Annotated in this window: 21 protein-coding genes; 20 read left to right on the top strand and 1 reads right to left on the bottom strand. The window is 40.6% G+C overall.

The features are described 5' to 3' along the window. Positions 1–28 precede the first annotated feature (28 nt). From ACZ0NX_RS00960 to ACZ0NX_RS00945, 4 genes are all read left to right on the top strand, one after another. Complete coding sequence (locus ACZ0NX_RS00960; protein ID WP_464405002.1) at positions 29–931, top strand: LysR substrate-binding domain-containing protein; 903 nt, start codon at positions 29–31, stop codon at positions 929–931. 235 nt (positions 932–1,166) lie between these two features. Beyond that, complete coding sequence (locus ACZ0NX_RS00955; protein WP_464405000.1) at positions 1,167–4,430, top strand: tetratricopeptide repeat protein; 3,264 nt, start codon at positions 1,167–1,169, stop codon at positions 4,428–4,430. A 57-nt stretch (positions 4,431–4,487) separates the two neighbouring features. Further along, on the top strand, positions 4,488–7,331 hold the full coding sequence (gene ligA / locus ACZ0NX_RS00950; protein ID WP_464404998.1) for an NAD-dependent DNA ligase LigA: 2,844 nt from the start codon (positions 4,488–4,490) through the stop codon (positions 7,329–7,331). 8 nt (positions 7,332–7,339) lie between these two features. Further along, positions 7,340–8,461, top strand: coding sequence for an Mrp/NBP35 family ATP-binding protein (locus tag ACZ0NX_RS00945; RefSeq protein WP_464404996.1), 1,122 nt, complete (start codon positions 7,340–7,342; stop codon positions 8,459–8,461). A 103-nt stretch (positions 8,462–8,564) separates the two neighbouring features. Here the strand turns inward: ACZ0NX_RS00945 and ACZ0NX_RS00940 are convergent, their stop codons facing one another. Beyond that, positions 8,565–9,932: a DUF349 domain-containing protein gene (locus ACZ0NX_RS00940; protein WP_464404994.1), complete on the bottom strand. Its 1,368-nt coding sequence runs from the start codon at positions 9,930–9,932 to the stop codon at positions 8,565–8,567. Positions 9,933–10,028: 96 nt separating this feature from the next. On the opposite strand from ACZ0NX_RS00940, the gene hisS reads away from it, so the two are divergent. The 16 genes from hisS (at position 10,029) to ACZ0NX_RS00860 (ending at position 24,881) form a co-directional block, all read left to right on the top strand. Further along, positions 10,029–11,429 (top strand): histidine--tRNA ligase, encoded by a 1,401-nt coding sequence (hisS, locus tag ACZ0NX_RS00935; RefSeq protein WP_415688546.1) that lies wholly within the window; start codon positions 10,029–10,031, stop codon positions 11,427–11,429. Positions 11,430–11,553: 124 nt separating this feature from the next. Beyond that, positions 11,554–13,350 carry an aspartate--tRNA ligase gene (gene aspS / locus ACZ0NX_RS00930; protein ID WP_415688544.1) on the top strand — a complete coding sequence of 599 codons (1,797 nt, stop codon included), beginning with the start codon at positions 11,554–11,556 and terminating at the stop codon, positions 13,348–13,350. Between the two features lie 202 nt (positions 13,351–13,552). Continuing rightward, the gene (locus tag ACZ0NX_RS00925; RefSeq protein WP_060786702.1) at positions 13,553–14,323 is read left to right on the top strand and encodes an amino acid ABC transporter ATP-binding protein; all 771 of its coding nucleotides are present in this window, start codon (positions 13,553–13,555) and stop codon (positions 14,321–14,323) included. Between the two features lie 43 nt (positions 14,324–14,366). Continuing rightward, positions 14,367–15,239: a glutamate ABC transporter substrate-binding protein gene (locus ACZ0NX_RS00920; protein ID WP_464404992.1), complete on the top strand. Its 873-nt coding sequence runs from the start codon at positions 14,367–14,369 to the stop codon at positions 15,237–15,239. A 1-nt stretch (position 15,240) separates the two neighbouring features. Further along, positions 15,241–15,918, top strand: coding sequence for an amino acid ABC transporter permease (locus ACZ0NX_RS00915; protein WP_464404990.1), 678 nt, complete (start codon positions 15,241–15,243; stop codon positions 15,916–15,918). Positions 15,919–15,923: 5 nt separating this feature from the next. Continuing rightward, positions 15,924–17,027, top strand: coding sequence for an amino acid ABC transporter permease (locus ACZ0NX_RS00910; protein ID WP_464404987.1), 1,104 nt, complete (start codon positions 15,924–15,926; stop codon positions 17,025–17,027). A 256-nt stretch (positions 17,028–17,283) separates the two neighbouring features. Next, positions 17,284–18,033, top strand: a complete 750-nt coding sequence (pyrH, locus tag ACZ0NX_RS00905) for a UMP kinase (RefSeq protein WP_060786698.1) — start codon at positions 17,284–17,286, stop codon at positions 18,031–18,033. A 109-nt stretch (positions 18,034–18,142) separates the two neighbouring features. After that, entirely contained in the window at positions 18,143–18,697 is a 555-nt protein-coding gene (gene frr, locus ACZ0NX_RS00900; protein WP_060786697.1) for a ribosome recycling factor, read from the top strand. A 4-nt stretch (positions 18,698–18,701) separates the two neighbouring features. After that, the gene (locus ACZ0NX_RS00895; protein ID WP_464404985.1) at positions 18,702–19,643 is read left to right on the top strand and encodes a phosphatidate cytidylyltransferase; all 942 of its coding nucleotides are present in this window, start codon (positions 18,702–18,704) and stop codon (positions 19,641–19,643) included. A 93-nt stretch (positions 19,644–19,736) separates the two neighbouring features. Next, on the top strand, positions 19,737–20,696 hold the full coding sequence (lgt, locus tag ACZ0NX_RS00890) for a prolipoprotein diacylglyceryl transferase (protein ID WP_464404983.1): 960 nt from the start codon (positions 19,737–19,739) through the stop codon (positions 20,694–20,696). A gap of 42 nt (positions 20,697–20,738) precedes the next feature. Continuing rightward, the gene (rpe, locus tag ACZ0NX_RS00885; protein WP_060786694.1) at positions 20,739–21,404 is read left to right on the top strand and encodes a ribulose-phosphate 3-epimerase; all 666 of its coding nucleotides are present in this window, start codon (positions 20,739–20,741) and stop codon (positions 21,402–21,404) included. A 106-nt stretch (positions 21,405–21,510) separates the two neighbouring features. Then, positions 21,511–22,113: a CDP-alcohol phosphatidyltransferase family protein gene (locus ACZ0NX_RS00880; RefSeq protein ID WP_060786693.1), complete on the top strand. Its 603-nt coding sequence runs from the start codon at positions 21,511–21,513 to the stop codon at positions 22,111–22,113. 42 nt (positions 22,114–22,155) lie between these two features. Beyond that, positions 22,156–23,187 (top strand): DUF881 domain-containing protein, encoded by a 1,032-nt coding sequence (locus ACZ0NX_RS00875; protein ID WP_464404981.1) that lies wholly within the window; start codon positions 22,156–22,158, stop codon positions 23,185–23,187. Positions 23,188–23,206: 19 nt separating this feature from the next. Continuing rightward, positions 23,207–23,539, top strand: coding sequence for a small basic family protein (locus ACZ0NX_RS00870; protein WP_060786691.1), 333 nt, complete (start codon positions 23,207–23,209; stop codon positions 23,537–23,539). A 1-nt stretch (position 23,540) separates the two neighbouring features. Beyond that, complete coding sequence (locus tag ACZ0NX_RS00865) at positions 23,541–24,422, top strand: DUF881 domain-containing protein (RefSeq protein WP_081090908.1); 882 nt, start codon at positions 23,541–23,543, stop codon at positions 24,420–24,422. A gap of 18 nt (positions 24,423–24,440) precedes the next feature. Next, on the top strand, positions 24,441–24,881 hold the full coding sequence (locus ACZ0NX_RS00860; RefSeq protein ID WP_060786690.1) for an FHA domain-containing protein: 441 nt from the start codon (positions 24,441–24,443) through the stop codon (positions 24,879–24,881). Position 24,882: the final 1 nt, after the last annotated feature.

Here is a 24,882-nt window from a genome sequence, read left to right as displayed (position 1 = left end):
AAATGTATGAAACATATAAGGGGAATACGTGAATATTAAATCGCTTGAATACTTAATAGCCTTTGCAAAAGAAGAAAGTTTTACAAAGGCTGCTGAACGTATGCATGTTTCTCAACCAACTTTATCTACGCAAATTAAAAAGTTAGAAGATTTATTAGGTGTATGTCTTATTGAGCGTACACCTGGAAAACAAATTTTAACTCCAGCTGGAAGAGAAGTAGTGTATTACGCAAATCGCATTCACGCAGATATTTCCAATATTTATCAAGCAGCAAGACGCTTAGAAGATCCATGGTCGTCTACTGTAGTTTTGGGTGTTTTCCCAACACTATGCCCTTATCTTATGCCAAGAATAATGCCAGTTTTGCGTAAACTTAAGCCTAATTTTACTGTTCGTTTTGTTGAAGAAAAGTCTGCAACTCTTATAGAAATGCTGCATAGTGGTCAGATTGATGCTGCAATATTAAGCGAGAGATTAACCGAGTCAACACTAAGAGTTAAGCACATTTTTGATGAAGATTTTGTTTTAGCGGCGTCTACAAACTCTGAATTTGGCCACCAGAGTACTCCAATAGATATTTCTCAATTGTCTAGTCAAAAAGTGTTGCTTTTGGAAGATGGCCATTGCATGAGACGAAGCATGGTTGATGTTTGTCAAAAAGTTGGCGCAAAGCAGTCGGAATTTTGCGCAACATCTTTGGAAACATTAAGATACATGGTTGTTGGAAGTAAAGATGTAACTCTGCTTCCGCGTCTTGCAATCCTTCCGCCTATTGTTCAGCCAACTGGCTTAACGATTCGCGAGTTTAATTCTCCAAAACCATATCGCTCATTGTACTTAAATTGGCGTGCCGCTTCTCCAGTAGACCAGATTATGGAAGGAGTAGGCAAGATTATTTCTGGAGCATGTGCAAACTTGCATAAAAATTAAAAACAATAATCGTTAAATGTAGGTTTTAAGAGCAAATAAACACGGGTATCTTAGATTGTTATACAATAAAACACGCGTGCTTAAGCTGTGTTTTTAGATTCAATATCCGCTATACTTAAAATGTTTGAGTAAGAATCAATGTGTGTATAAACATTGTAGGTATAAAGTCGTTTAAACGTGACTGAACTGTTGGTTTGCGCAAAAATCAACATTAAAAGACGAAAGAATGAGGAATATGCAAGACAAAGTGCAATCTAGCGATAGTGCAGATTCTGCGAATAATAACACAGATAATAGCGCAGAAAGTAGCGCAGAAAATTACGCAGATAGTGCAAATACTCGCGTGCAGATTGTGCTGCATACTATTGATGCTTTGTGGCAAGAAGGAAAGTCAATCAAAGTTAAAGCATTTTCAAAAAAGCATATTTTTAACAATTTTCCTCTTATTCCTTGTTCAACAAAATTAGGTTGGATTAAGATTTCTGGCAAAAAACAAGGCATTGCTATTGGAATGTTTAGCAGGGATTGCAAGCGTTTTCGCCAACTTGCTGTTGCAGATTTAGAAGGTAGAGTTTACGGGGGAAACACTATAACTATTGAAGATGCAATAGAAAGCATACCAGAATTGTCTTTTATTGAGCAAAATTCAATGACTCTTATTGACTCTAATAGATTCTACGGTTTTAACAATAAAAAAACGATTCACGCAAGTCACAGTCCAAGCCATGTTGCAAAAAATAGCTTAAAAAATAAAGCAAGTGGCAATCTAGTTGTTATTAAGGGAGATGTTGTTGTTCAGCTTTCTCAAGATGACGGAATTCAATGGGTATCTTCTTGGATTCGTAAAGCAAACAGTAAAGAAGAAACATATACCCTAGAAGAAACGCGTGTAGAACTGCCAAATAATCTGCGTTGCAATCTTACTTATTTTGATGCAATTGCTATATCTTTCTTTGCATCATTCTTTGTTCCAGATATTTTGCTAGCCTTTAGCGGATTTGGTTCTGGAAACATTTTTAGACGTCTTACAAAAGAAGCGCCACTTGGAGCCATTAGGCGAAGTATTTGTGATTCTAAGGCTGCCAAAAACGCAGGCTTACGAGTTTCTGCAATGGAAGAATATTTTGAATATCTAATGGCAGACGCTGGAGCATTAGAAAACGCTGGTGCTTTAGAAGCTGTGCACGGAGCCGAACGGCTTCATTTGCAAAAATCTAAGTGCTCAGACTCAAACTTTCTTCTTTGGGAAGACTCTCTAGAAGCAAAGTCTGCTTTAAGAGCTTTACGCATAGAAGGAGCAATAAACAGGTTTCAGTCCATTAGCAACTGCTTAGAAGAAAACTGCGCTAATGGCGGTAATCTAATAGAAAATAGCGTAACGTGCAATCAAGTTTGCGCAATGGATTTTGCGTTTATAAACAATCCGGCATTTTGCGCAAGTGGCGAAATCGACATGAATTCTTTTGGCAATCCTTTGCAAGATGATAATGTTCGTCCACTTATGCATTTGCTTAATCGTGCTAGAAAATCTAATGACTTATTTGTTTACAAGGCAAGTGGATCTTCTGATTGCGAATGGTCTTACAGACAAAGACTTTCCGAACTAATTCGAAGCCTTTACTTGCCTTTTAGGTTTGACGCAGATTTTAGATCGAATCTAGAAGATGGAAACGTTGCGCTTGCATTTATGGCCACTGGTAGCTCAATGATGCCTTCTAGAGCCTATGATTCTATTAAAAAAGACTTTGTTTCAGTAAGCGAAAAAAATAAATCTAAGATGACAACTAACTACAATCTTCGTCTTGGATTAATAATGGCAACTCTTGCTTTTGGCGCTAGCGAAGAAGTGCAGAATGTTTCTATACGCTTAGATTCAATTGGCTTAGAAGAAATGATTGCAGCACAAGATGTTGCAATGAACCGTATGTTAAGCCAAACAATTAACGCTTTAAATCACATGAATAAGAATGCAGCAAGGTCAAAAGGTGACCCAAAAGATGGGGATATTCATGGAGACGTTAATAGTAATTTTTCTAATTTAGGATCTAACGCAGATATTAGCGCGGATAATAATTCTGCTAATAGCGCGGATAATAATGCCGATAATACTTCAGCCAATGCTTTCGACAATACTCCAGACAATAAAAACGAAGATCCGCTGGAAGCATTTAGTAAATCCCCTTCGATTATACCTTTGCTGACTGTTACTTTTACTAGAAAGTCGTTCTTAAAACACATACGTGCAAACGGCTTAAACAATCCTATTGAAGCATATAAAAAATTCAATGCAACATTTAAAATTGACGAAAATGGCGCGTTAAATCAGATTAATCCAAACTTTGATTTACGAGACAGCTGCTTTGCTCCGCATGGCGCTCAAGAGGAGCCAGAGTTTTCCGATGTAATTTTCGACGCAAAATCGCAAGAAATATTGGCAACTCAAGATGCAAAAGGTCTTTCAATTCAGCGTGAAGATGTTCTACAGCAAGCTGTTGCAGATTTTAATCACATAGCGTCTAAAGAAATATTAACGAATGCAGAAAAAGCTCGAATGGCAATGGATGTTATTGAAAGCATTAATGATCCAGAGCTAAACGATCAGTCCAACCTTGTAATAAGCGCTTTAATAGACGAAAAAGAAATACCAGAAATATCGTTTAAGGCGTCAAAAGATATTTACAACATGCGTATGCATGCACACGAACAATTTGTGAGCGAAGATTTAAATAGCGCAATCGAAGAATACGAGAACAACATAAAGCATTTTGATGAGATTTTTGCTTCTGGAGATGTTGTTCCAAGATACTTTAACTCTTATGCGGAGCGTGTTGTTTATAATCGTTTATTTGCAACGCAAAATGAGCAAATGCGTCTTATACCAGATGGACTTTTTTATGCTCATATGGAAATAGCTGATTTGCTTGAACAGCTAGGAAGACATAAAGAAGCGTTAAAGCATTTGAACACAATGGTTTCTTATGCTCCTACGTATGTTATCTCTCATTTAAAGCTGGCTTCTCAATTATCTAATCAAGAAGATTGGCCTTCGGTAGAGGCTGTATGCTTAAACGCTTTACAAGTGTGTTTTGATAGGGAAGACGCTGCATTTATCTACTACAAGCTGGCTTACGCCGAGTGGATGCAAGACAATTTTCCTCTTGCTGTTGCGGCGTACAAAATTGCGGATAGTCTGTTTAGCGAAAAAAATGAATCGCTTGAATTTGAACTTTCAGAGCTTCTAAGTCGTATGCAATCTCAGTGCATTGCTGTGCCAAAAGATATGCAACAGGTAGAAGAAGTGCTAAGAATCAACAATGTGGCAAAATGGCCAGATATTAAGGCTTATGGAATTATTGATGATGCTGCAAAAATTACGGTTAATGAGGGAATGTTTGTTATTGCTCGAACGCTTTCTGTAGCTAGAGCAAGAATGTTGTTTAGAAATGGTTCTGCCGAAAGTGTTGTTCAAATGCAATTTTTGCGATCTCTTAACGCTTGATTAGATTCTTGCTAAATAGACTATAAAATGGATTAAAACGCTTTGAAGGGAACACTAATGACTGCATCTAGTAGCGATTTGACACAAGGCTCAAATGGCGCTCAACTGTCTCTTTTTGACGATTTTGACAATTTGAACAATTCAAGCAATTCAAGTTCAAGTTCAAGTGAAGATCAATTAAATAACACTAGCAACACCGTCAACACTAGTAAAACTAGCGTTTTAGCTGGCTTCAATTCAAACACAGATTTTAACAATTGGATTACTAAACTAGAGCCTTCCGATGCAGATGCAATACAATTGTCTAAACTAGATCCTTCGCTTTTAACAACCGAACAAGCTGCAAGATTATGGGCTAAATTGGCAGCATGGGCTCAATCCGATCAAATTGCATATTATGTTGACGATTCTCCAACAAGCTCCGATGCGGCTTATGACGCAAGAATGCGGGTTCTAAGCGCTCTTGAAGCAGCGTTTCCAGTTTTAGATACTCCGCAATCGCCAACGCACAGAGTTGGCGGCACTTTCTCTAACGATTTTGCGCCAGTTCGTCATCCTTCAAGAATGATGAGCTTGGATGATGTTTTTTCAATTGATGAATTAAAATCTTGGTACGAAGGAATTATTCGCGATTTACAATGGCCAGAAAATAAGCCGTTACCAATGACTTGCGAAGTAAAAATCGACGGTCTTGCACTAAACCTTATTTACCGAAATGGCACTCTTGAACAAGGCTTAACTAGGGGAGACGGCGTTACTGGAGAAGATATATCGCTAAACGTAAGAACGATTGACGAAATTCCAACTCAGCTTACGTGCGAAAATTTGGATGACATTCCAGAATTTGTTGAAATCCGCGGCGAAGTGTTTATGAAGTGGGCGGATTTTAGAAAACTAAACATTGAGCAAGAAGATTTAGGTAAAGCACCTTTTGCAAACCCAAGAAACGCAGCTGCTGGCTCTTTAAGGCAAAAAGATCCTAGAATTACAGCTACAAGGCGTTTGAGTTTTATAGCGCATGGGTTGGGAGAACTAAGGTGGAAGGATGTAGCCAAAAGCAATGACGAATCTAACCTGCATGATCAAACGTCCTTCAACCAGTCCGACGCATATAATCTATACAAAAAATGGGGAATACCTGTTTCTCCATACACGCGTAAAGTCGAGTCTTTTAATCAAATACAAGAGATGATTGACTATTATGGCGAGCATAGAAACGATATTATTCACGCATTAGATGGAATTGTAGTAAAAGTAGACGATCGCGCTTTGCAAAGAAAACTAGGAGCAACTTCTAGAGCTCCTCGCTGGGCGATTGCCTACAAATATCCTCCAGAAGAAGTTAACACTCTTCTAAAAGATATTGTTGTTCAAGTTGGAAGAACGGGTAGAGTTACTCCTGTGGCCGTATTGGAACCCGTAACAGTTGCTGGTTCCACAATATCTCGTACAACGCTACACAATCCTTACGAAGTTGAACATAAAGGCGTTCTAATAGGAGACACTGTAGTTGTTAGAAAAGCTGGAGATGTTATTCCAGAATTGGTAGGCCCAGTTATTAAAGCTAGAAGCGGTAAAGAGCAGCAATTGCGCAAGTTTGTTATGCCAGAATATTGCCCGTCGTGCGGAACGAAGCTAGCTCCAGCAAAAGAAGGCGATAAAGACATTCGATGCCCTAATGTAGAAAATTGCCCAGCTCAGCTAACTGAGCGCATAATTAACTTGGCTTCAAGGCATGCTTTCGACATTGAAAATCTTGGAGAAGCATCTGCTCTAGCTCTTACAAACCCAGAAGATTCTAGGCCAGTAACATCTAAAGTGTATAGACCATATACCGATAAGATTGTTGTTGAGAAAGGGTGTTCAATTCCAGAGATTGTTTCAGAGCCCAATTACAATCTTCCTCAACCTCAAACGCCTGTTCTTACAAGCGAAGCGGATATTTTTAGCATTAGTGCTAAAGATTTGCAAAACGTTAAAGTTTGGAAGGAAATTCCTCTTGTTGAAGAATGGAAAGAAAAAGGCAAAGACGGTAAATTAAAGAAAAAAACTAAAAAGATTGGCGGGAGCGGACTTTGGAAACAAGTTTCCGCGTTTTGGACTAGACCTTTAGAAGCTACTAAGCGAAAGTCAAATGATGAATCTAACAGCAAAGAGCTTAATGAGTCTTTAAATCCTGACTACCCAATGTTTGAGGTTCCAATAGATGCTTGTGTAACAAAGTTAGTCGAAAAGAAAATTCATAAGAATGACGTTTTTGCAACAATAAGTGTTCCCGAATATACGCGTCCAAGTGAAACAACTAGAAGCATGCTAGAAGAGATATCTCAAAAAGGTAAATCGGCAGAGCTCTGGCGTGTTCTAGTTGCTCTTTCTATTCGCAGGCTCGGCCCTCCAACTGCGCGCGCAATAGCATCAAGCTTTGGTTCTATTGAGAATATTTCAAACGCGACTATTGAAGATTTAACTATGATTGACGGAGTTGGACCAGAGATTGCTCAAGCTGTTTACGATTGGTTTAAAAAATCAAAAGATCCTCAAGATTGGCGTAGTGAGGTTTTAAGAAAATGGAAAGAAGCTGGAGTTGTTGGCAATTCTAATTCTTCTACAATCAATCTTGAGCAAACGCTTGTAGGGAAAACCGTTGTTGTTACGGGATCTTTAGAAGACTTTACAAGAGATTCCGCTAAAGAAGCAATAATATCTAGAGGAGGGAAAGCAGCTTCTTCTGTTAGCAAGAATACGTATTGCGTTGTTGTTGGATTAAACGCTGGATCTAAAGCAACTAAAGCCAAGGATTTGGGGTTGCCTATGCTAGATGAAAATCAATTTAAGATTTTGCTAAATACTGGTAGCGTTGATGCAGCTTTAAACAGTAAAACTCAGCTTGATTTAAAGTGAATCATAAAATGTGTAACGTTACTGAACTCGAAACACGTATTTACGATTTATTGGGGAGTGTGATTGACCCAGAATTGGGCAAATCTGTTACCGAACTAAACATGGTAACTGGAGTGCACGCAGTTAAGCAAGAAATCAAATCAAATAGTAACCAAATTTACAATGTTTCTATTGATATTGAGCTTACTGTTCCAGACTGCCCATTAGCCCAGGTTATTACGCAAAGAGTTCAGAATGCTGTAGAAAAATATCCAAACGCAAAGCTTATTCCAACCGTAAACGTAAAAGCAATGAGTAAAGATAAGCTCGCAAAGCTTGTTTCGGATTTAAAAGAAGAGCGTAAAGAAAATCCATTTAACAAAAATGGCGTTAAAACAAGGATTTTTGCTATTGCATCGGGAAAGGGCGGAGTTGGAAAATCTTCTATAACCGCTAATTTAGCTGCGACTTTTGCTTCTCTAGGCTACAAAACAGCCGTAATCGATGCAGACGTTTATGGGTTTTCAATACCCAAAATGTTTGGCGTTACAACTCAGCCTACTAATTTAAACGGCATGCTTATGCCTGTTGAGGCATGGGGAGTAAAACTAATTTCCATTGGCATGTTTGCTGGAACAGATCGTGCGATTTTGTGGAGAGGGCCTCGTTTGCAGCGTTCTTTGGAACAATTTCTTTGCGACGTTTGGTGGGCAGACCCCGATGTTCTTCTTTTAGATTTGGCTCCAGGAACAGGAGATATGGCCTTAGCTGTTGCGCAATCATTGCCAAATGTGGAGCTTGTTGTTGTTACAACCCCTCAACCTAGTGCTTCAGATGTTGCAGTTAGGGCTGGGCTTATGGCGTTACAAATTCCAGTTAATGTGCGTGGTGTTGTAGAAAACATGAGTTGGTTTGAAAACAACGGAACACGCTTAGAAATCTTTGGTTCAGGCGGCGGTAAACGCGTGAGTAATCAGCTTTGCAAAGCATTAAACGCAAATATTCCTCTTCTAGCTCAAATTCCATTAGATACAAGCATTAGGGAGATAGGTGAAAGTGGAAGGCCAGCTGTTTTAGATGAAGATGGTAAATTATCTAAAACTCAACTTGCTAGCACTTTTGTTAAGCTCGCTAAAGATTTGATTAAATAAGCGTAGAATCCATAAAAATGAGGCCACTTGACTTTTTATCAAGCGGCCTCAAATCAGTTAAATTGCTGAATCAGTTAAATTGCTAAATCAGTTAAATTGCTGATTATTTAATAGCATTAAGCCACTGTTCCTTAGTGGCCTTTTCTGCCTGGAGCTTAGCCTTGCGCTTTGCATCTTTTTCGCTTGCAATCTTATAGTCAAGCTCTTCGAGCTGAGCCTTTAATTGTGTAGCAAAACTAGACTTACGTGCATCTGCTTCTGGGTCTGCATCCTTCCAAGCAGCATCTTCAACAGCCTTAATCTTTTTATCTACATCGTTTAGGCGAGCTTCAATTCTGCGCATATCTTCGCGCGGAACAAAGCCGATTTTGTCCCATTCTTCTTGAATTGCAGAAAGTGCAGCCCTAGCGCTCTTAGCAGCTTCTTCATCTTTAACAGGAAGAAGAGCTTCTGCCTTAGCGAGCAAAGCTTCCTTCTTGCTAAGATTCTCTTTTTCGCCAGCGTTCATCTTTTCTCTATCTTCTTGACGAGCATGATAGAACGCATCTGCAGCCTCGCGGAACTTAGCCCACAACTCGTCGTCGTGCTGACGTCCAGCGTTTCCAGCCTTCTTCCAACGATCCATCAAAGCGTTAAACTTCATTGAAGTTTCGCGCCATTGAGTAGATTCCTTTAGGCTTTCCGCTTCTTTTATAATTTCTTCCTTAATCTCTTTAGCGCTATTTCGCTCATTATCTCGTGCCTTTACCCAAGCGGAGCGAGCCTGCGAGAATGCGGAGCGAGCCTTAGAAAAACGCTGCCAAAGAGCATCGGCATCTGCCTTATTTAAATGAATTGTTGTGCGCTGATGCTGCTGCCACTTATCGAACAAGGAGCGGAGCTTATCGGAAAGCGAGCGCCAATTTGTAGAATCGCCCATTTGTGCAACAAGTGCTTCTGCCTGCTCAACAATAGCTGTACGATCCTTAAGAGCCTTCTCAAGCTCATCTTTACGAGCCTTAGCAAGTTCTTCTTTCTTAGCAGCAGCCTTAGTCTTCAGCTCGGCGTGTCGTGCATTCAAAGCAGCAAGATCGCCAACAACTGATGGCTCCTTAAGTTCTGCGTCTAAAGTAGCCAAAGTCTCATCAATTTCCTTTGGTCTAACGTTAGAAGAGTCAAGTCTTTTTTCAAAAAGATCAAGCTTAATTTTTAAGTCAAGATAACGATGAACGTAGAAAGTCAAAGCGTCTTCTTGAGTGCCAGTGGAGTATTGTCCTACTTCTCGCTCGCCTTCTTCTGTGCGAACATACACATTTCCATTTTCATCAACACGCCCAAAGGTTTTAGCGGTTTTAACATCTTCTTCGCTATACGAAATAGCAGGCACGGCAGCAACAACGCGAGCTTTATTTGCAAAACTTGCAGGCGACGGCGCATGCGGCTTTGGGGTAGTTTGTTTAGTAGTTTCTACAGGTTTAGTCTGTTCGGTCACGGGACGACTCCTTAGAGCATATGCACGGTAATAGTGTTACGAATAAGTATGACGGTATGCCATGATTTTTCCGTAACATAACCTATTATAGTGGACATGGTACAAGGCTCATCAATATCTGGTTTTCCAGAGTGGCTTCCAAGTGAGCGCGCTGTTGAGCAGCGTGTTATGGACACATTAAGGGAAGTATTTGAATTAAACGGTTTTATAGGCATTGAAACTCGTGCTGTTGAGCAGGGATCAAGCCTGTTGAAAAAAGGCGAAACTAGCAAAGAAATATATCTTTTGTCTAGGCTGCAAGAAGTTGGTCACGAAAGCGACACTCCAGTTGAAAATCGCATTGGGCTGCACTTTGATTTAACAGTTCCTCTTAGCAGATATGTTGTTGAACATACTGGCGACTTAGCATTTCCATTCAAGCGTTGGCAGATGCAAAAAGTTTGGCGTGGCGAGCGCCCACAAGAAGGCAGATTCCGTGAGTTTGTTCAAGCAGATATTGACGTTGTAGGAAATGGCGACTTGCCATCCCACTATGAGGTAGAGCTTCCGCTTGTTATGGTAGAAGCCCTTGAGCGTTTGCGTGAATTTGGTCTTCCTAAAGCCACCGTTCATGCGAATAATCGCAAGCTTTCCGAAGGTTTTTACAGGGGCATTGGCCTAAGCGATATTGAAGGTGTTCTTCGAGAAATCGATAAATTAGACAAAATTGGCGCTCAAGAGGTTGCAAAGCTTCTTGTAAAGGAATGCAAAGCTACAGATTCTCAAGCTGCAGCATGCCTAGAGTTGGCGGAACTTAGCGCAAATACTGGCGAAGAGTTAAAGGCTCGATTCAACGATTTGTGCGAAAAACACAATATTTCTATGGAAAGCAGCAATGACTCTTACTCTCTAGCAATCGAAGGCGTAGAAACGCTTGCGATGATTGTGGACGATGCTGCAAAAATTCGACCAGGCTCTGTTGTTGCAGATTTAAAGATTGCGCGTGGCTTGGATTACTACACTGGCTCCGTTTATGAAACGTTCTTAGACGGTGCTGAATCCCTTGGATCAATCTGCTCTGGCGGTCGCTACGACAATCTTGTTTCTCAGGGAAACAAAAAATATCCAGGCGTAGGTCTTTCTATAGGACTTTCGCGCTTACTTTCTTATATGCTTCACACGGCTGGCGCTACGGTTTCGCGCGTTTCGCCTGCGGCCGTGCTTGTTGCAGTTTGGAATGAGCAAGATAGACCAGCATGCAACCAAATTGCTCAAAATCTTCGCTCCAGAGGAATCGCAGCAGATGTTTCTCCAACTGCCGCAAAGCTTGGAAAGCAAATCAAGTATGCAGACAAGTTGGGTATTCCTTATGTTTGGTTCCCAGCAGATAGTACAGATTCCAGCTCTTCGCATGATGAAGTAAAGAACATAATTACGGGCAATCAAGAGATTGCAGACTCCACGTCTTGGCAACCAGATACTGTTTATGCCCGTCAGACTGTTTCTTGCGCTCAATAATTGCAATTTAAATTTTTCAATTTACTTTTTGCAATTTAAATATTTGAACGCGCGATTCATGCGGTAAACTATTAAAGTCAAAACAAAAATTAATACAATTATTCAAAACAGAGGAAGTGGACTTATGAGCCAGACGGCGTATCGCACACACCATGCCGTTGAAGTGACTGAGACCTTAGTTGGACAAAACGTAACCATTGCTGGTTGGGTTGATCGTCGTCGTGATCACGGCGGCGTTGCCTTCGTAGACGTTCGCGACAACACAGGCTTAGTGCAGGTTGTTATTTACGACGAAGAAGTTGCGCGACCATTGCGTAGCGAATTTGTTGTGCAAGTTAGTGGAGAGGTTCGTCTTCGCCCAGATGGCAACGAAAATGACCATCTTGCAACTGGAAAAATCGAAATTGTTGCAAATAATGTAACGATTCTCGCTAAGTCCGATGCTCTTCCATTCCAGGTTTCTACAGCTTTGGAAAACGAGTCCGAAAATAAGCTACCTAGCGAAGACGTTCGTTTAAAGTATCGTTACCTTGATTTGCGCCGTCCATCTATGCAGCACAATCTAAAGCTTCGTTCTAACATGGCTAAGGCAGCTCGTCACGCTTTGGAAGATATGGACTTTACAGAGGTAGAAACACCAACATTTATTAAGTCCACTCCAGAAGGCGCTCGCGATTTTGTTGTTCCAGCACGCTTGGTTCCAGGCTCTTGGTACGCACTTCCACAGTCTCCTCAGCTCTTAAAGCAGTTGCTTATGGTTTCTGGTGTTGAGCGCTACTATCAGCTTGCTCGCTGCTACCGCGATGAAGACTTCCGCGCAGATCGTCAGCCTGAGTTCACTCAGCTAGATATGGAAATGAGCTTTGCAAGCCAAGAAGATGTTATGGCTATGGCAGAGCGCGTTATTGCTGCTATTTGGAAGGAAGCAGGCCACGAAATCACTCTTCCTTTGCCTCGAATCACTTGGCAAGAAGCTATGGATAAGTACGGTTCCGATAAGCCAGATTTGCGTTTTGGCAACCCACTTATTGAGTTGACTGACTTCTTTAAGAACACTCCATTCCGCGTGTTCCAAGCTCCTTATGTTGGTGCTGTGCTCTTTAAGGGCGGCGCAGATACACCTCGTCGTCAGTTTGACGCTTGGCAGGATTGGGCTAAGCAGCGCGGAGCTAAGGGATTGGCTTATGTAGTCTTTGGTGAAGATGGTGAGCTTAAAGGCCCTGTTGCTAAGAATCTTAGCGAAGAAGAACGCGCAGGTCTTAAGGAAGCTGTTGGAGCGCAAGATGGCGACGCTGTGTTCTTTGCAGCAGGAGGCCGTGAATCTTCCCAGCTTTTGCTCGGTGCTGTTCGCGTAGAACTTGCAAGCCGCGCAGGATTGCTTCACCCAGACGAGTTTGCTTTTACTTGGGTTGTTGACTTCCCATTGTTTAAGCGCACAGATGATCCAGACGATGATGATGTTGCAGTTGGTCATTCTAAGTGGACTTCTATGCATCATCCATTTACAATGCCTTCCGCTGATTGGATTGACAAGTTCGATAAAGACCCAGAGCATGCAATGAGCGATTCTTACGACATTGTTTGCAACGGTAACGAGATGGGCGGTGGCTCCGTTCGTATTCATCGCGACGATATTCAAGACCGCGTGCTTGACGTTCTTGGAATCGACAAAGCGGAAGCAGAAGAAAAGTTTGGATTCTTGCTTGAGGCCTTTAAGTACGGCGCCCCACCTCACGCTGGTATTGCTTTGGGCTGGGATCGTACTGCTGCAATTTTGGCAGGCGCAAGCTCGATTCGCGACGTAATCGCATTCCCTAAGGCTGGCGGCGGTCGCGATCCTCTAACGGGTGCTCCAGCGCCAATCTCCGCTGAGCAGCGCGCGGAAACTGGCGTTGACTACGATCCAGAAGAAGACGAGTAGTTTAAAACGTTAAAAAAGAATTAATATTCATACATGCCGTTAAGCAATTTGGTTAATTAAACCAAAATCAAGGCTTAACGGCATTTTTTTAAGTAAAATTAACATTTTTGTATCATTTTTAATGTTTTTCGTAACTTTAGAGGTGTTTAAAAGTAACTATTACGATAAACGCATGTAACACAAGAACATTAGAATCCTTTTTATGGATACTAAAGTAAACAATACAAAAAAATCAGCACAGCCTTTAGTGGAACTTAGCCATGTTGAAAAACATTATGGCAAGCTTCACGTTTTGAAAGATATTAACTTAACGGTTAATAAAGGCGAAGTGCTTGTTATTATTGGGCCTTCTGGCTCTGGTAAATCAACAATGTGCAGGACGATTAATCGTCTTGAAACAATCGATTCTGGAGATATTCGCATTGACGGCAAGCCGCTTCCTCAAGAGGGAAAAGAACTTGCAGCATTGCGTGCAGAAGTTGGAATGGTGTTCCAGTCCTTTAATCTTTTTGCAAACAAAACGATTCTAGAAAACGTTACGCTTGCTCCTATTAAGGTTCGCCATATGGAACAGCAAGAAGCAGAAAGCTTAGCAATGGATCTTCTGGCTAGAGTAGGCGTTGATAATCAGGCAAATAAAATGCCATCTCAACTTTCTGGCGGCCAGCAACAGCGCGTGGCAATTGCTCGCGCGCTTGCAATGCATCCAAAGGTTATGCTTTTTGATGAGCCTACATCTGCACTAGACCCAGAAATGGTTAACGAAGTTCTAGACGTTATGGTGGAGCTTGCTAAAGAGGGAATGACCATGATTTGCGTAACGCACGAAATGGGATTTGCTCGTAAAGCAGCAGATAAAATCGTGTTTATGGCAGATGGCCGAATTCTTGAGCAAAATACGCCAGAAGAGTTCTTTGAAAATCCAAAGACAGACAGGGCAAAAGACTTCCTTTCAAAGATTTTGACTCATTAATTTAGATTATTAATATCGATTTTTAAATCTTTAAGAGGTAGCTATGAAATATTTACACAATATTGCGCTTAAGTGTAAGCGTTGCAAGCTGGGATTAAGGCATATATATCGCGCAATTTTATCTATGATTTGCGCATTGTGTTGCGTTCTCCCTCTTAGCGCTTGCAGTCAAAATAGTCGCAACGATGTAATACGCATTGGTATTAAGTTTGATCAGCCTGGTCTTGGCTTTAAAAAGTCTGGAACCTACGTTGGTTTTGATGTAGATGTTGCAAAGTACGTTGCCAAAAAGCTTGGTTACTCCGAAGATAGAATTGTTTGGAAGGAATCGCCTTCAAAACAGCGCGAGGCAATGCTTCAAAATGGCGACGTAGATATGATTGTTGCAACGTATTCCATAACAGACGCAAGAAAGAACACTGTTTCTTTTGCAGGACCATACTTTATTGCAGGTCAAGATTTATTGGTTCGCAAAGATGAGCATAGGGTAACTGGTCCAAATGATTTAGATGGAAAGCGTTTATGCTCAGTAACTGGTTCAACATCTGCAATAGTTGTTAAAGAGAAGTTCTCTTCAAAGGTACAACTTATGCAGCAGCCAGGCTACGCAGAGTGCGCAACCGCATTATTCTCGGGAATTGTAGACGCTGTTACTACAGACGACATTATTCTTGCTGGTCTTGCTACGGCTTCGCGCGGAAGGCTAAAGCTTGTTAGCAAACCATTTACCGAAGAGCACTATGGTATTGGCATTAAAAAAGGCAATACTAAGCTTGCTAAGCGAATTAATGCTGCTCTTAAAGACATGATTAAAAACGGTTCATGGAAAAGGGCTTTAGACGATAATATGCGCGGAACTGGCTTTAAGCCAAACGCAAAGTATAATCCGCCAGTACCAAATGAAGGGGAGGAGTAAAATGCAAGACTTTGTGCAATTATTTACCTCATACAATATTCCAGGAGCGTTCTTGGTAAATATTGAAATCACCTTGTGGAGCATTCTATTCTCCACAGTTCTTGGCGTGATTTTAGTTATGATGAGGATTTGCCCAATACACTCGCTTCGATTTGTTGCAACGGCATACGTTGAGTTCTTTAAGAATATGCCTCTAACTATAATCATGGTGTTTATGGTTCTAGGCGTGTACGCTCAGCTAAAACTTGGTTTTTCGCCGATTTTTAGCGTAAACTTCTTCTGGCTTGCAATCGCTGGCTTGAGTTTTTACACTGCTGCATTTGTTTGCGAATCGTTAAGATCTGGTTTAAATACAGTACCTTTGGGTCAAGCGGAAGCTTGTAGGGCACTTGGTCTTAACTTCTTCCAATCGGCTTTTAATGTTATTTTGCCGCAAACTTTCTGCGGATCTGTGGCTCCTCTTGGAAACACTTTTATTGCTTTGCTTAAAAATTCCACTGTTGCCGCAGCTGCATCTGTTGCTACCGAAACATCTACTCTTATGAGTGAGATGATTGAGAGGCATGCAGATTTAATTGTTCCAATCTTTTTGATTTTTGCGTGTGGATACATTGTGCTGATTATTCCAATCGGTATTTTCACTACTTATTTGTCTAATAAGCTTGCGGTTAGAAGGTGATAAAAATGGCAAAAGAACAAGAAAAATCTCTGTTATTTGACGCTCCTGGGCCAAAGGCTTTAAAGAAGATTCGTATTGCAAATATTGTTGCATGCGTTGTGTTTGCGCTTTTTGTTGTGGCTTTGCTTTTAAGACTTAGTAATCCGCCAGAAGGCGAGAATCAGCTTTCGTGGGCTTTGTGGAATCCTGCAGTTGAATCGGAAGCCTGGAGTGATTTTTATCTTCCAGGATTATGGATGACTCTTAAAGCATCACTTCTTGCTGTTGTTGGCTCAATACTTTTTGGACTTTTGTTTGGTCTTTTAAGGTTGTTGCCTAGCCTTATTCTTCGCAGCATATCTGCAATAGTTGTTGAGTTTTGTAGAGCTGTTCCAGTGCTTTTGCTTATGATTTTCCTTTGGCGAGGATTTGCATTTGCTGGAATAAGCGGAGCTTCTTATTGGGCTGTTGTTTTATCTTTGATTTTGTACAACGGTTCTGTTGTTGCAGAGTTGGTTCGTTCTGGCGTTGGAAATCTTCCTAACGGTCAGCGCGAAGCATCTTTAGCTCTTGGACTTTCGCAATATCAGTCCTTAACTCAAATCGAAATGCCGCAGGCAATAATCGCAATGCTTCCAGCAGCTGTAACTCAGCTTGTAGTTGTGTTAAAAGATACGGCATTAGGTTCCATAATTATGTACACTGATTTGCTTCAAGAGTCTAGACGACTTGGATCAATGTACTTTAACATTTTGCAAACTTTGACTGTTGCGGCAGTTGTATACTTTTTGATTTGCTGGGCGCTTTCTTGGTTTGCCGAGTGGCTTCCATCAAAGCTTAGTAGCAGAACTGCAGCTCCGACTGAGCCAGAACCTGTTGCGCCAATTGCAATTATGGATCCTTCTAACGTGAATCAGATTGCTGTTGCAAAAGAAGTTAAGGAGCTGCCACATGGCGGAACTCCTAGAAAGTACCACGTGCATCACCGCGGTACAAACGCTTCTATTCATCATTGGCGTCGTACTCGTTACTTGCAAGGATACGATGAGCATCATTTAGAAACTGGTGATGAGAATCTAGATGATAGTCAAAATACTAACCAAGATAAAACAATTAAAAAGCATGATTAATCTTAATTTTTAGATTAATTCATGAATCTATAGCGCAATAGGTTGATTCCTCCTATTGCGCTATTTTTTATTCTTTTAAACAAAATATGACTTAGCATACATAAAACGTATGAAAATCGTATATAAATCGTTGCAAATCGTTGCAAGACAAAAATCGCACAAAATCTTAGCAAAATCGTGTTTTGCTGTGTCGTTATTGAAAGATATTATAACAAAGATATGCTTGCGTTCGCCGTTATGACTGGAGGAAAGTTTTATGACTATCGCACAAGCGGAGGAAAGCAAGTCTCGTAGAGTTTTGTTAAAGCTCTCGGGAGAAGCATTTGGCGGTGGCGCCGTTGGTATAGATACTCATGTTATTCGTAGAATTGCTGGAGAAATTGTAAAAGCTGTACAAAATGGGGTGCAGGTTGCAATTGTTGTTGGTGGTGGAAACTTCTTCCGCGGGGCAGAACTTCAGCAAGCAGGCATTGACCGTAGCCGCGGCGATTATATGGGAATGCTCGGAACTGTTATGAATTGCTTGGCTCTTCAAGATTTTCTTGAGCAAGCAGGTCAGGCAACTCGCGTTCAAACTGCTATTACCATGGGTCAGGTGGCTGAGCCTTATATTCCGCTTAAGGCGATTCGCCATTTAGAAAAAGGCCGAGTTGTTATTTTTGGCGCTGGTGCTGGAATGCCTTATTTCTCAACCGATACCGTTTCTATTCAGCGTTCTCTAGAGATTCATTGTAACGAAGTTTTAATGGGAAAGAATGGCGTTGATGGCGTTTATAGCGCAGATCCTCGTAAAGACCCTAATGCTAAAAAATTCTTAACTCTTAATTACAATCGCGCGATTGTTGATGGTCTTGCAGTTATGGACGCTTCTGCGCTTTCTATGGCTCGAGATAACAACCAAAAGATTCGCGTGTTTGGTCTCGAAGGAGAAGGAAACGTTACTCGCGCATTAGTGGGAGATCAAATAGGAACTTTGGTTTCCAACGAAGAGCCTACATTTGCTTAATTAATCAAACATAATAAATAAAAAATGCAAATTAGGTAATAATTTAACAAACACAAAATTTATAAATAGAATTTTAATTGGCAAAACTAATACCAATAAAGGAGAACATATGCCAGCTATTATTGATCAGGCTCTTGAACAAATGAACAAGTCTGTTGAAGCTACAAAAGAAAACTTTATGGGCATTAGGACTGGTCGAGCTAATCCTGCTCTTCTTAATGGCATTATGGTTGATTACTATGGCGCTCCTACTCCTATTAAGGCCGTAGCATCCATTGGTGTTCCAGAGCCTAGAACTCTTTCTGTTACTCCTTTTGACGCATCGCAAGCAAACGCAGTAGAAAAGGCTATCCGCGATTCTGATTTAGGTGTTAGCCCTAATAGAGATGGCAATGTTATTCGCATTACAATGCCAGAGCTTACAGAAGATCGTCGCAAAGAATACGTAAAGCTTGCTAAGACTAAGGCCGAAGAAGGCAAGGTTGCTGTTAGAAACATTCGCCGTAAAGCTAAGGAGACCATTGACAAGTCTGTAAAAGATGGCGAAATTGGCGAAGACGAAGGCGATCGCTTGCAAAAAGAGCTAGATAAGGTAACTAAGCAGGTTACCGATTCCTTAGATACCTTGCTGGAAGGCAAGCAGAAGGAAATTATGGAGGTCTGATTCTTTGGATTCTAATGCTGCAAGCGACACCCACGAAGCTTTAACAGATATAAACAAAAGAACTGGCAGAAACATGCCACAAGCTATTGCAACAGCAGTTATTCTGATTGCAATAATTGTGGCATGCCTTCTTGTAAGCATAGATGCTTTTGTGGTTCTTCTAACTGTTTTTATGCTTCTTGCATTGTGGGAATTGCATGTTGATTTTGCAACGGCAGGTTTTAGAATTCCTTTTGCAGTGCTGTCTATTTGCTCAGTTATTACAATTTTTTCAACTTTTTATGCAAAATGGCATGCAGTTGCAATGGCAAGCGGAATAACTGCCTCTTTGTTGCTAACTGTTATTTTTGCAACTTTAAATAGCACTGTTTCAAAAAGAACTTTGCGCGCAGTTGAAAAAAAGCTGCAACACCCAACTTCTCAAAACACAAAGGCGAATAATTTTACCAATACAGCTGTTTCGTTGTTTGTGGTTTTGTACATTCCTTTGCTTGCTTCTTGCATTATTTTATCTATTGCAGATTCTAAGCAAGCTGTAGCACATGCAATGTTGCTTATATTCTTGCCAGCATTAAGCGATACTGGCGGGCTGTTTTCTGGAGCTTGGCTAGGCAAGCATAAACTTTCTCCACGCATATCTCCAAAAAAGTCAGTTGAAGGCCTTGTAGGGTCTATGCTTTTTGCTTTGATTGGCGCTTATGCGATTGTTGCCGGCTTCTACGGTCAATCCTGGATTAAATTCTGGTGGATGCCTGCTGTTATGGGTGTTTTGTCTGGAATAGTCGGAACGTTTGGTGATTTATGCGCTTCAATGCTTAAGCGAGATATTGGAATCAAAGACATGGGTCATTTGCTTAAAGGTCATGGCGGTGTTTTAGATAGAGTAGATTCAATATTGCTGTGTGCGCCTGTTTTAATGGCACTAATTAAAGCGGTTGGATTCTAATCTTTATCTGTACTTTTTGGTCTTAATTATTTATTAGAACATGCTTAGCAAAATAGCAGTCACGTTTTGGTTAAATAAAGGAAAGTAAAGAATATGACGATTTGCTCTATTCCTAGTCCAAGTATTTCTCAAATTACATTTGGACCGATTACATTAAGATTTTATGCACTTTCAATTCTTGCTGGAGCGTTAGTTGCAATTTGGATTACTAACAAGCGCTGGAAGCGAGAAGGCGGAGATTTTAACCAAATTTTAGACCTTGCTCTTGTAAGTCTTCCTTTTGGAATAATTGGCGCGCGTCTTTATCATGTTATTACTACTCCCGAAAAGTTTTTTGGCGCAAATGGCGATTTTCTAGAAATATTTAGGATTTGGAATGGTGGACTTGGGATTTGGGGAGGAGTAATACTTGGTTCCTTGGCTGCTAGTGCACTGTGCGCGTACAGAAAATATCCAATAAGCCTACTCGCCGATGCTGTAGCTCCTGCTCTGCTTATTGCACAAGGTATAGGGCGCTTGGGCAATTGGTTTAATCAAGAACTTTATGGCGCTCCTACAACGCTTCCGTGGGGATTAAAACTTAATTATTCTGCATCCAATGCAATTGGTCATAGCGAAAGATGCTACGATGGCCTTACGTGTCCAGAAGGTACACTTTTCCACCCAACGTTTTTGTACGAAATGCTTTGGAATTTTGCAGGTGCAGCTTTACTCATATGCTTTAGCAAAGTTCTTAAAAGCAAGCTTAAGTCTGGATCGCAGTTCGTTCTTTACGTAATGTGGTACACGGCTGGAAGAATGTGGATTGAAGCTTTGCGCATTGATTTTTCACACACTTTCCTTGGAGTGAGAATTAACGTTTGGGTATCGATTGCTATTTTTATTGCTTCGATTATTGTTTTTGTTATTTTGCAAAACAGTAAAAAATCGCGAACAAATCTTGTAAATCGTTTAATTGACATTACTGCAGACGAGCGCGAGCGCGAATTACAATCCAAAGCAAAAGTAAATGCAAGAAATGAAGGCAAAGAAGATTCTAAGCAGAATCGTTAATTTTTTGCTTTCTAGTCGCTTGCTTTTCCTAGAATGGAACACATGAATATACAAATAGCACCTAGCATTCTTTCTGCGGATTTTTGCAATCTTGAAAGAGATCTTGTAGCAATTTCCAACGCTGATCTTGTTCATGTTGATGTTATGGATCATCATTTTGTACCTAATCTAACTTTGGGGGAGCCGATTGTAAAACGCATTTGCGAAGTTACAAATCTTCCAGTTGATGTTCATTTGATGATTGAAGATCCAGATCGTTGGGCACCAGAGTACGCAAAGCTTGGAGCAAGTTCTGTTAGCTTCCACATGGGCGCAACGCATGCTCCTGTGCGCTTGGCTCGTCAGCTTAGAGACATGGGCTGCAAAGCTTGCTTTGCTGTTCGTCCAGCTGAACCAGTTGAACCTATTTTCGATATTTTAGATGAGTTTGACATGGTTCTTATTATGACTGTAGAGCCTGGTTTTGGCGGTCAAAAGTTCTTAAGCAATCAAATGAACAAGGTTCGCCGCTTACGCGATGAGATTACTCGTCGTGGCTTAAACACCCATATTCAGGTTGATGGTGGAGTTAGCCCATCTACTGCTGCCACAGTTGCACAAGCTGGAGCAGATGTTCTTGTTGCTGGCTCTGCAGTTTACGGAGCAAGTAGCCCAGCTCAAGCAATTGATTCTATTCGTAATATTGCTCAAGAAGCTTGGCGCGCATAGAAAAGTTGTTTTTATTGGGGCATATAAATGCCCCAATGTTTTATTATTGGCAACATTTCAACGCATAAAGCTTTAGATTTTAGTAAGATTTTTAAGGGAATTTGGTATGGTTAAATTCGTTTCTAGCAAAGAATACAGCCCTGAAGCACTTAATCGTGTTCTTACCGTGCCAAATGTTATTAGCTTTTTAAGAATATGCTCAATACCGTATCTTGCTATTTTAATTGCACAAAACAAAATGTGGCTTGCGCTAATTGTTCTTGCAATATCTGCGTTTTCGGATTGTGCCGACGGTTATATTGCTAGAACTTTTAATCAAGTTAGCAAATTAGGGCAAATTTTGGATCCTATTGCAGATAGGCTTCTTATTGTTTGCAGCACATTAGCCCTCGCATTTGCAAAGATTATTCCGTGGTGGGCTTTGGGCTTAGTTGTTTTGCGCGACGTAATAATGGCCATTTTAATTGTGATTCTTGCGCAATATGATTATGGTCCTTTGCCTGTAAACTTTATGGGCAAAACTGGAACAGCACTGTTAATGGTAACTATTGTACTGTTTATGATTGTTTACGCTATTGCAACAGAGCCAATGTTCATATTGTATGCTGCGGCAATTGCATGCGCAATTTGGGGAATAACGCTTTATTGGTTTGCTGGAATATTATATTGCATACAAGCGTATAAGCTACTAATAAAAAAGAGCAAATAAGCTTATAATTATTGAGAAGCGGTTAAATAAAACGGATTTATAATGGTGCAAAAGACTTCTAATCTAAAACAAAATGGGGATTCTGCCTCCAATGGCACTATTCCAAAGTCTTTTCCTGCGCCAACGGTTGTTCTGTTTTCAAAACGCAGAGCTGTATTTTCAAAATCTGTGTTTTCGCTTGGCACTCATCATGTAACTAATTCGTCAGACACTTTTTCATCGCATAGAGATAGGCGTAGGCGGCTTGAGGATTATTCTCTTAGACTAATCGATGATTTAAGCAATAGGCCAGTTGATCCGCTTTTTATGGATTCTAGGCTAAACAAACAAAATGTTAGCAAGCTTAGCATTTGGATTACAAGAATAATTGTTTTTATTATTTGTATTGCTGTTGGCACTGTTGGAAGCCAATTTGTGCGTAAACTACATGCAGATTCTCGTAAAGCTATACGCGTATCGCTTGCAAATGAGCTTACTGCTCATGCAAACAGGTTTGACAGTCTTGTTAAAGAAGTAGCAAAGCTTCGAGCTAACGTAGATCGAGAGTCTAAAAGAATTAACACTCCGTACGAAAATCAGGTAGATAAATCCGATAACATGACTAACGGCACTCACGCTGTATATGGGCCTGGTGTTGTTTTAACTATTGCAAATCCTATTTCCGCTAGCAATGATGTTTCAAATGGCTCTCTTCCTAGAGAAATGTCTAAAGGAGCTAGAATTAAGGTTGTTAGCGACCGAGATATTCAGATTTTTGTTTCAATTCTGTGGGATGCTGGAGCAGAAGCAATATCGGTTAACGGTTACAGAATTGGCTCGCAAACATCAATTCGTACTGCAGGATCAACAATTCTTGTTGGCGTTAATCAAACTCAAAGTCCGTATACAATTGAGGCAATAGGGGACAGTTCAAGTCTTATAGAAAAGCTAAATTCTCAAAGACGTTCCTCGTGGTTTACGTCTCTTAGCAATGCTGGTATTAATCCGCAAATTTCGTCTGCTAACAACTTAAAATTGTCTGCAGCAGGTACGGGAGAAGTCAATTTTGCAAAAGAATTATCGAGTAGAAGATAGGAAAGATAGGAAATAGGTTATGACAGCTATTCTCGGTTTGATTCTAGGAGCGCTTATTGGCATTGTGGTGCATCCTGATATTCCAGTGATTATTCAACCATATTTGCCAATCATGGTGCTTGCTGCACTAGATGCACTTCTTGGCGCTGCTCGAGCTTATTTTGAGCGCAGCTTCTCCGATAAAGTGTTTGTTATTTCGTTCTTCTCGAATGTTATTGCTGCAACGCTCTTAGTTTTGCTTGGTAACCAGCTTGGAGTTGGTGCTCAGCTGCAGACTGCTGTTATTGTTGTTCTGGGAATACGAATCTTCTCTAACGTTTCTGCAATTCGTCGTTTTATATTCAGGGGATAATATGAAACATCCATTTGCAAATACTTCAAAAAACAATATGGACGATGATTTATTAAACAATAAAAACATTGATAAGAATGTAGATAATATTGTTAAAAAATTGCATCGCCAGCATGCTAGGGATCGAGAAAGCGACCGCACTCAAACAGGCTCTTTCCCAATTGTTAAACGAAAGAATAAGCCTTCTTTGCAAGGTCATGTTACTCGAACGCGCATTCTAACAGGCTTGCTTGTTATGCTTCTTTGTGCACTACTTAGTTTTGCTTATATGATTCAAGTAAATCGAAGCACTCTAGTTTATCAAACTATGAGCGAAGATGAGCTTACTCGTTTAATTACGGAAACTAATTCTCAAATCCAAAATCTTGAGCAGCGAAAGTTTGAATTAACAAGTCAGCTTAATTCGTTAAAAGCATCCGTTAATAAACAAGAAGAGGCTGCTAGAATTGCTAAGCAAAATTCACAAACAAATGGCTTGATTTCTGGGCGTTTGCCAGCTGTTGGAAAAGGTGTGATTATTCATATTACCGCTGGAGAAAAGGAACGCGTAGATGCTGCAACAATGTTCCAGCTTATAGAGGAGCTTCGCAACGCTGGAGTGGAGGTTATGTCTATTAACGACATTCGTATTGTTACCTCCACTTATATTTCCGACACTAAGCATGGATTACTTTGCGATGGGATTGATATTAATCCGCCTTATATTGTTAAGGCAATTGGTGACGCTCAGAATTTGCAAAACGCCGTAAATATTGCTGGGGGAGTTGGATCTAGATTAAAGGTTAAATTCGGCGCTTCCGTATATGTTTCAACGCCTGAAGAGGTTGAGATTCGTTCAACACGCGAACCAAAACAATATCAATATGCAAAACCAGTCGAATAAGAAGGTAGAATAGCAATTATGACTGAACCGATTCCTACAGCTGGAGAAACAACCATTATTGGCATGCCAGCAATAACTATTCCTGTAAACTCTAGTGCAGATCGCCCACTAAAAAAGGACGATTTAGATACAATATCTAAGCTGCTTCCTGGTACTGCATTGCTTATTTCTACGCGTGGAGCAGTTTCGGGGTCTCGTTATTTGTTAGATGAGGATGTTGTGTCGGTTGGGCGCGATTCTAGAGCAGACATTATGCTTGACGATTCTACAGTTTCTAGAGCGCATGCGGTATTTAGAAGGAATGGGAACGTTTTTAGCATTGCAGATGCTGGTAGCCTAAACGGAACTTATGTTAATCGCAATCGAGTTGATGAAGCAATTCTTAATAATGGCGATGAGATTATGATTGGCAAGTACCGCTTAATGTTCTTTACACAAGGCGCTGTTAGTAAACGGTAAG

Source organism: Gardnerella rara, assembly GCF_055452355.1.
Note: the sequence above shows the minus strand (reverse complement) of the source record. Positions and strands in the feature narration are given on the sequence as shown.